This window comes from Fluviicola sp. (assembly GCF_030151805.1).
GTDB lineage: Bacteria > Bacteroidota > Bacteroidia > Flavobacteriales_D > Crocinitomicaceae > Fluviicola.
In genome coordinates this window covers 1-5,954 of record NZ_JASLCN010000272.1, presented here as the reverse complement: position 1 = coordinate 5,954, position 5,954 = coordinate 1, and the positions used below count along the sequence as shown (strand labels likewise).

The following is a 5,954-nucleotide window of genomic DNA, read 5'->3' as shown; positions in this document are numbered from 1 at the left end:
TTCCCGCATGGTGGTTACATCACCATTATTATCGCATCAGCAATTATTGCTGTGATGTACATCATTTTCAAAAGTAAAATCATCCGAAACAGCATTGTGGATTTTGTGAAAATCAAGAGCTACCTGCCGATTTTGCAGAAATTATCTATCGACGATCAGATTCCGACTTATGCAACGCACCTGGTATATCTGACAAGTGCCGAACGTGCAGACGAAGTGGAATCGAAAGTGTTTTATTCCATTTTGGAACAGCAGCCGAAACGTGCCGAACGTTATTGGTTTGTACATGTTGAAACAACGGATGAACCTTATACGAAGGAATACAAAGTCACCAAACACGATGAAAACGATCTGATCCGTATTGATTTCAGACTTGGATTCAGAATCCAGCCGAAGCTGGATACGATGTTTAAGCAAGTGGTGGAAGAGCTGGTGCAGAATAACGAAATTGAAATCCGTTCAAGATATGCCTGTGAATACCATCACAGCGACCATATCGGGGACTTTAAATTCATTGTGATCCGTAAGTTCTTGTCGAACGATAACGAACTTCCATGGTTCCATAAACTGATTATGAATTCTTATTTCTTCATTAAAGGAAGAAGTTTGTCCGAGAAAAATGAGTTTGGGCTCGATCCGAGTTCTTTTGTGGAGGAAACGTTCCCGTATGTACTTTCAAAAGCGGCTCCAATCAATATGAAACGAAAAGAGTAAACCAATGAAAGTCCCGGCGGAATTGTCTCAGGAACGCATTCTGTTTGCATGCCTCGATTGGGGAAGCGGACACGTGGCCCGGTCGATTTCGTTATTGAAGCAATTGCGGGAGCAGGGAAATGAGTTGTTTATTTACTGTACACCGGCTCAAAAGACGCTTTTCGAATCGTACGGGATAACCGCGGTCTATATTCTTACGGAGGGATTCGGATTCCGGTTTAAGGGAGACGGGAATTTCACTTCTGAGATGCGGCGAAATTCGTTTCGTTTTTTGACTCACATTAAGCAAGAACACATTCGGGCAGAGAAGCTGGTAAAAGAGTATCTGATTACAAGTGTTTTGTCGGATCACTGCTATGGTTTCCGATCAGCGAAAGTTCCATCTATCTTTATTACGCACCAGGTTTCACTACCTCCGAAAGCAGGTTGGTTTGCACAGCGGATTCATCGTAAATGGATGAATCAATTTGATGGAGTGTGGATCATGGATGATCCGGACAGACGTTTAGGCGGAATCCTGAGTGAATCGAATGAGAAATCAGTTTATATCGGGTTTTACTCGCGTTTCCAGGAACAGGAAATCTCCGTAGTTCCCAATAAAATTGTTGGAATTGTGAGCGGTCCCGAACCGTATTCGGAGCATTTGTTCCACTGGATTATCGAAAAATACGGGAATGAAAATCTCGTCCTTGTTTGCCCGAAGACTTACGCGCAAATTCCCGACAATGTTCTGGTGATTGATGATTGGCTGAGTGCCGACCAGGAAATAGCTTCTGCCGAAACCATCGTTTCCCGAAACGGATATTCAACGTTGATGGATTTGCAGTTCCTGAATAAGAAAGCTGTTCTCATCCCGACTCCCGGGCAATTGGAGCAGGAATACCTGGCGAAAATTCATTAATTGAAAATCAGACTGAACGGAGTCGAAGTAAAATTTCAACTACTTAATCGTAATTCCTCTTGAAGTAACCAAAGTAGACGAAGTCCCGTCGAATTTATCCAGTGAAAAAGTAAACGTACTTCCAACACCGATTGTACTTCGAACTGAAATGGTTTGATTGTGAGAGTCGAGAATGTGTTTCACGATTGATAATCCCAATCCGGAACCACCTTCGTTGCGGTTTCTGCTTTTTTCAACGCGGTAAAAACGCTCAAACAAACGCGGTAATTCATGCGGTTCTATTCCCGGTCCGTTATCCGAAATTTCTACGGAAACAAGATCATCCACTTCGTAAAAACGAACCTGGGTTTCACCGTTTTCATTTCCATACGAAATCGAATTGCTGATCAGATTGGTTAAAACCTGGGCAATTTTTCCCCGGTCGGCCAGAACCATGATTTCTTTGTGATATTCTTTGGCGAAACGGAGTTTGATGTGTTTTTCCTGGGCTCTCAGCTCCAAACTGTCCAATACTTCTTTGGCAATTTCCTTCAGATCAAAAGGACGTAAATCCATTTTCAGGTCGTTTACCTCCAGTTTGGTTAATTCATCCAGGTCGTTCAGGATATTGGTCATCCGGTCGATTGCTTTGGAAGCTCGTTCCAAAAACATGCGGTTGACTTTTTCGTCTTCCAGCCCGCCTTCCAGTAAAGTCAGCACGTAACCCTGAATAGAGAAGACAGGAGTTTTTAATTCGTGTGCCAGGTTTCCGATAAACTCACGGCGGAATTTATCCTGTTCCTGAAGCTGGGTGATTTCTGAATTTCGCTGTTCGGTCCATTTTTTTGAATCCGTTTCTGCATGACCAATTATATCCGTAGACATATTGATGTAGAACTTTTCATGCGGAGCCAGTTTTCCTTTCCGGATAGAACGGTAAAGAATGCGCAAACGATTGTAGATGAATTCCCGGAACAGGAAAAAGAAGGTCGTAAACGTCACGAGAGACCCGAACAGAATGATCGAAACAAACGCCCCGATCGAAATCGGAGAAACGAAATGAATGATGAACAGAATGAGTGTCAGACAAGCCGCAACAATAGCGCTTCCGACCAGAACAATGGTAAACGGATTTAATTTTTTCACTTTTCAGAAAATGTATAACCAACACCTTTAATGGTACGAATATACGATTCTCCTAGTTTCTCTCTTAATTTTCTGATATGAACATCAATGGTGCGTTCACCCACGATTGTTTCGTCTCCCCAAACGGTTGTCAGAATTTGCTCTCTGGTGAATACTTTTCCCGGTCTTGATGCCAGTAATTCGATCAACTCGAATTCTTTTTTCGGCAGCTGAATTTCTTCGTCATTCATGAAAACCAGGAATTTTTCGCGGTTTACGGTGATCGAAGAAGTTTTGATTTCGGATTCTCCACCGTTCATACGACCTGCTCTTCTGAGTAATGCTTCTACCTTGGAAACCAGTAAACGCGGTCTGATCGGTTTGGTGATGTAATCATCTGCACCTGCCTCAAAACCTGCCACCTGAGAATAGTCTTCTGCTCTGGAAGTTAAAAAGGCAATCAAAGGAGAATTTAATTGTAGATCCTGGCGAATAGTCTGACAAGCTTCAATTCCATCCATCCGCGGCATCATGACATCCATCAGAATCAGGTCAGGAGAAACTTTTTGTGCCATTTCAACTCCTTCGAGTCCGTCATTGGCAACAAATACTTTATATCCCTCGCGCTCAAGATTATACTGTAAAAATTCCAGGATATCTTTCTCATCGTCCACTAAAAGTATGGTTTGTCCCTTACTTACTTGCATTGTGCTCCTTGTTATTGTTTGAGCAAAAGTATTCTTGTAAGTTTCCTTAATAATTACTGCTGCGTTACGAAATAATTAATTAATAAGGGGTAGATTATTTTAATGTTAAGAATGGTTTTTCCGCTTCGGGACAGAAATCCGGATCAATGAGTACAAGATTTCCTTTCAGCTACTTCAAAAGAAGTTTCAGCCTTTAAGCCAAAGGATTGTTTAACTTTGCTTTATGACATTTCGATATGCTTTAGAACTCGCTTATCGCGGAACGGATTATCATGGTTGGCAAATTCAGCCGAATGCATCTTCTGTTCAGGAAGAAGTTGAACGCAGGCTTTCTCAACTATCAGGAAATACGCCAGTTTCAGTGGTTGGTTGCGGGAGAACGGATACAGGAGTTCATGCGTCTTATTACGTGTTGCATTTTGACGCGTCTAAAGAATTAGATGGTGATCAGCTGACTTACAAACTGAATAAAATGCTTCCCGAAGACATTTCGATCTTTTCTGCTCAAAAGGTCGATGAAGCATTTCATGCCCGGTTTTCTGCTCTTTCGAGAACATATCATTATTTCGTGCACCAGGAAAAGCATCCGTTTTTGCTGGATAGTTGTCATTTAACGCAGGCATGTGATTTTTCGGCAATGAACCGTGCTGCAAACTTATTGCTCGGGAAACAGGATTTCACTTCGTTTTCGAAGCTTCATACCGATGTGAAAACAAATATTTGTACTGTGTACAAGGCTGAGTGGATTCAGCAGGAAGATAAAACCTGGTTTTTTGAAATTCAGGCAGACCGCTTTCTCCGGAATATGGTAAGAGCCGTTGTAGGAACACTTCTGGAGGTTGGATACGGGAAATTGACAGAAGAGCAGCTAGCAGAAATTATTGCACTGAAAGACCGCGGCGAAGCAAAACTATCGGTTCCGGCAAAAGGATTATTTTTAGTCGATGTTGCCTATCCGGAAAACGGGTTTTTAAGAACGAACAAGCGGTTGAAATGATGAAAAACAGGCTGATCATTTCATTGCTGGTGGTGATTTTCTTCGGAACAGCATCTTATTCCCAGGAAATTGATTGGGAGCCGTCGAACAAGGTTTTTTCAATCGAAGAAGGATTACCCAGTTCGGAAACTTATTTTGTGCATCAGGACCGGGAAGGGTATATCTGGTTTTGTACCGACCGGGGAGTTGTTCGTTATGACGGATTTCATTTGCAGGTATTTACAATCAAGGACGGACTTCCCGATAATGTGATCTTCTGGATCTATGAAGATCATAAGGGACGAATCTGGTTTATCAGTTACGGAGGCTTATTGAGTTATTTTGAGAACAATAAAATTGTACAATACAAATACAATCACCTGATTTCTGATCATATCGGAAACAACCTGTATCCGCACAAAACCTTTTCAGTTGACAAACAGGATAATGTTTATTTCGGATCGGGAAATACCGGAATATTGAAAATTGATGCAAAAGGGAAATCCAGCTTGTCTTTTTACAAAAATGATTATTGCACATTCGACCTGGTAAATGGAACGTACCTGTCTACATTTAATATTTCGAAAAATCAGTTGATTTACCCGAATTCCTATATCATGAATATCCGGAAAGACGGGAATCTGGTTAAAAAAGTTACCAGCAAAGTTGTTTTCAAGACCTACATGCCGAATTCCTTATCAGAACTGAAAAAAGTAGCGGATATTGAAATAAGCCGGATACAGGATTGCTTTTTTGATTTGAGATTTCCGGATGACGTTGTCCGGATTCCGGGAACAACGGGATATTTCCCGATCGGTAAGGATTTGTGGATTACAACGATCAATGGTGTTTACCAATTGAAAGATATTCCCAAATATGGATTTACAAAAGCTCCAAGAATACACTATTTGAAAGGATACAGGGTTTCTTCCGTGTTGATAGATAAAGAACACGGAATGTGGTTTTCAACCCTGGATAAAGGAGTGGTGTATATTCCGAACATGGTTGTGAAAAACGTAGTGATCTATGACAACCGCGAAGCGTTGGATGCAACACATGTCGTTGTAAATGCAAAAAACGAGGTCATTTATTCCAACCATTTAGGTGTTTTTCGTTTGAAGGGAAATCTTCCGATGTTTTTAACGAACGGGATGTCGCGGAATGCCATTTCCGTTTTTTCGGATATTCTCCTCATTTCGAAGAATAAGCGATCATTTTCCGTGAAAGGCAAAAATTGGCTGATTTTTAACTATTATGACTGTTTCAATGAAGCAGATACCAGTGCATTGATTTGTTATTCCCGGGTAGCAAGAATTCACAAAAGCGGAAAGGTGGATACGCTTTACGATTATTTTGCCGCTAAAAAATACCATAAGAATTTACATCATTATTTTGAAACAGTTTGTTCTTCTGATAAAGGAGAGGTTTTTGCAGGAAATGCGAAAGGTCTGTTCCGTCTGAAAAACGGTCACTGGGATAATTCCATGTTTCCCGAAATTTTGAAAAACAACCGTGTTTCTCACATCCGGTTTTCCAAAGAATTAGGCCTGAT

The 5,954-nt window shown here is 41.2% G+C and carries 6 protein-coding genes; 4 read left to right on the top strand and 2 right to left on the bottom strand.

The features are described from left to right. Positions 1-714, top strand: a 714-nt coding sequence (locus Q1V93_RS10375; protein ID WP_300664421.1) for a KUP/HAK/KT family potassium transporter, incomplete at its 5' end; no start/stop codon positions are given. Positions 715-718: 4 nt separating this feature from the next. After that, complete coding sequence (locus Q1V93_RS10370; protein WP_300664419.1) at positions 719-1,615, top strand: glycosyltransferase; 897 nt, start codon at positions 719-721, stop codon at positions 1,613-1,615. A gap of 39 nt (positions 1,616-1,654) precedes the next feature. Here Q1V93_RS10370 and Q1V93_RS10365 read toward each other — a convergent pair whose 3' ends face one another. Continuing rightward, on the bottom strand, positions 1,655-2,740 hold the full coding sequence (locus Q1V93_RS10365) for an ATP-binding protein (protein ID WP_300664417.1): 1,086 nt from the start codon (positions 2,738-2,740) through the stop codon (positions 1,655-1,657). Continuing rightward, the gene (locus Q1V93_RS10360) at positions 2,737-3,426 is read right to left on the bottom strand and encodes a response regulator transcription factor (protein WP_124746730.1); all 690 of its coding nucleotides are present in this window, start codon (positions 3,424-3,426) and stop codon (positions 2,737-2,739) included. The genes Q1V93_RS10365 and Q1V93_RS10360 overlap by 4 nt, the downstream gene beginning before the upstream one ends. Before the next feature lie 223 nt (positions 3,427-3,649). On the opposite strand from Q1V93_RS10360, the gene truA reads away from it, so the two are divergent. Continuing rightward, positions 3,650-4,423, top strand: a complete 774-nt coding sequence (gene truA, locus Q1V93_RS10355; protein ID WP_300664414.1) for a tRNA pseudouridine(38-40) synthase TruA — start codon at positions 3,650-3,652, stop codon at positions 4,421-4,423. Continuing rightward, positions 4,423-5,954 (top strand): two-component regulator propeller domain-containing protein (locus tag Q1V93_RS10350; protein WP_300664412.1); only part of this gene is annotated, 1,532 nt, incomplete at its 3' end. The genes truA and Q1V93_RS10350, both read left to right, overlap by 1 nt.

Excerpts from the sequence above, each read along its gene's own strand:
- Q1V93_RS10370 (WP_300664419.1), top strand. The coding sequence starts at position 719 with ATGAAAGTCCCGGCGGAATTGTCTCAGGAACGCATTCTGTTTGCATGC.
- Q1V93_RS10360 (WP_124746730.1), bottom strand. The coding sequence starts at position 3,426 with ATGCAAGTAAGTAAGGGACAAACCATACTTTTAGTGGACGATGAGAAA.
- truA (WP_300664414.1), top strand. The coding sequence starts at position 3,650 with ATGACATTTCGATATGCTTTAGAACTCGCTTATCGCGGAACGGATTAT.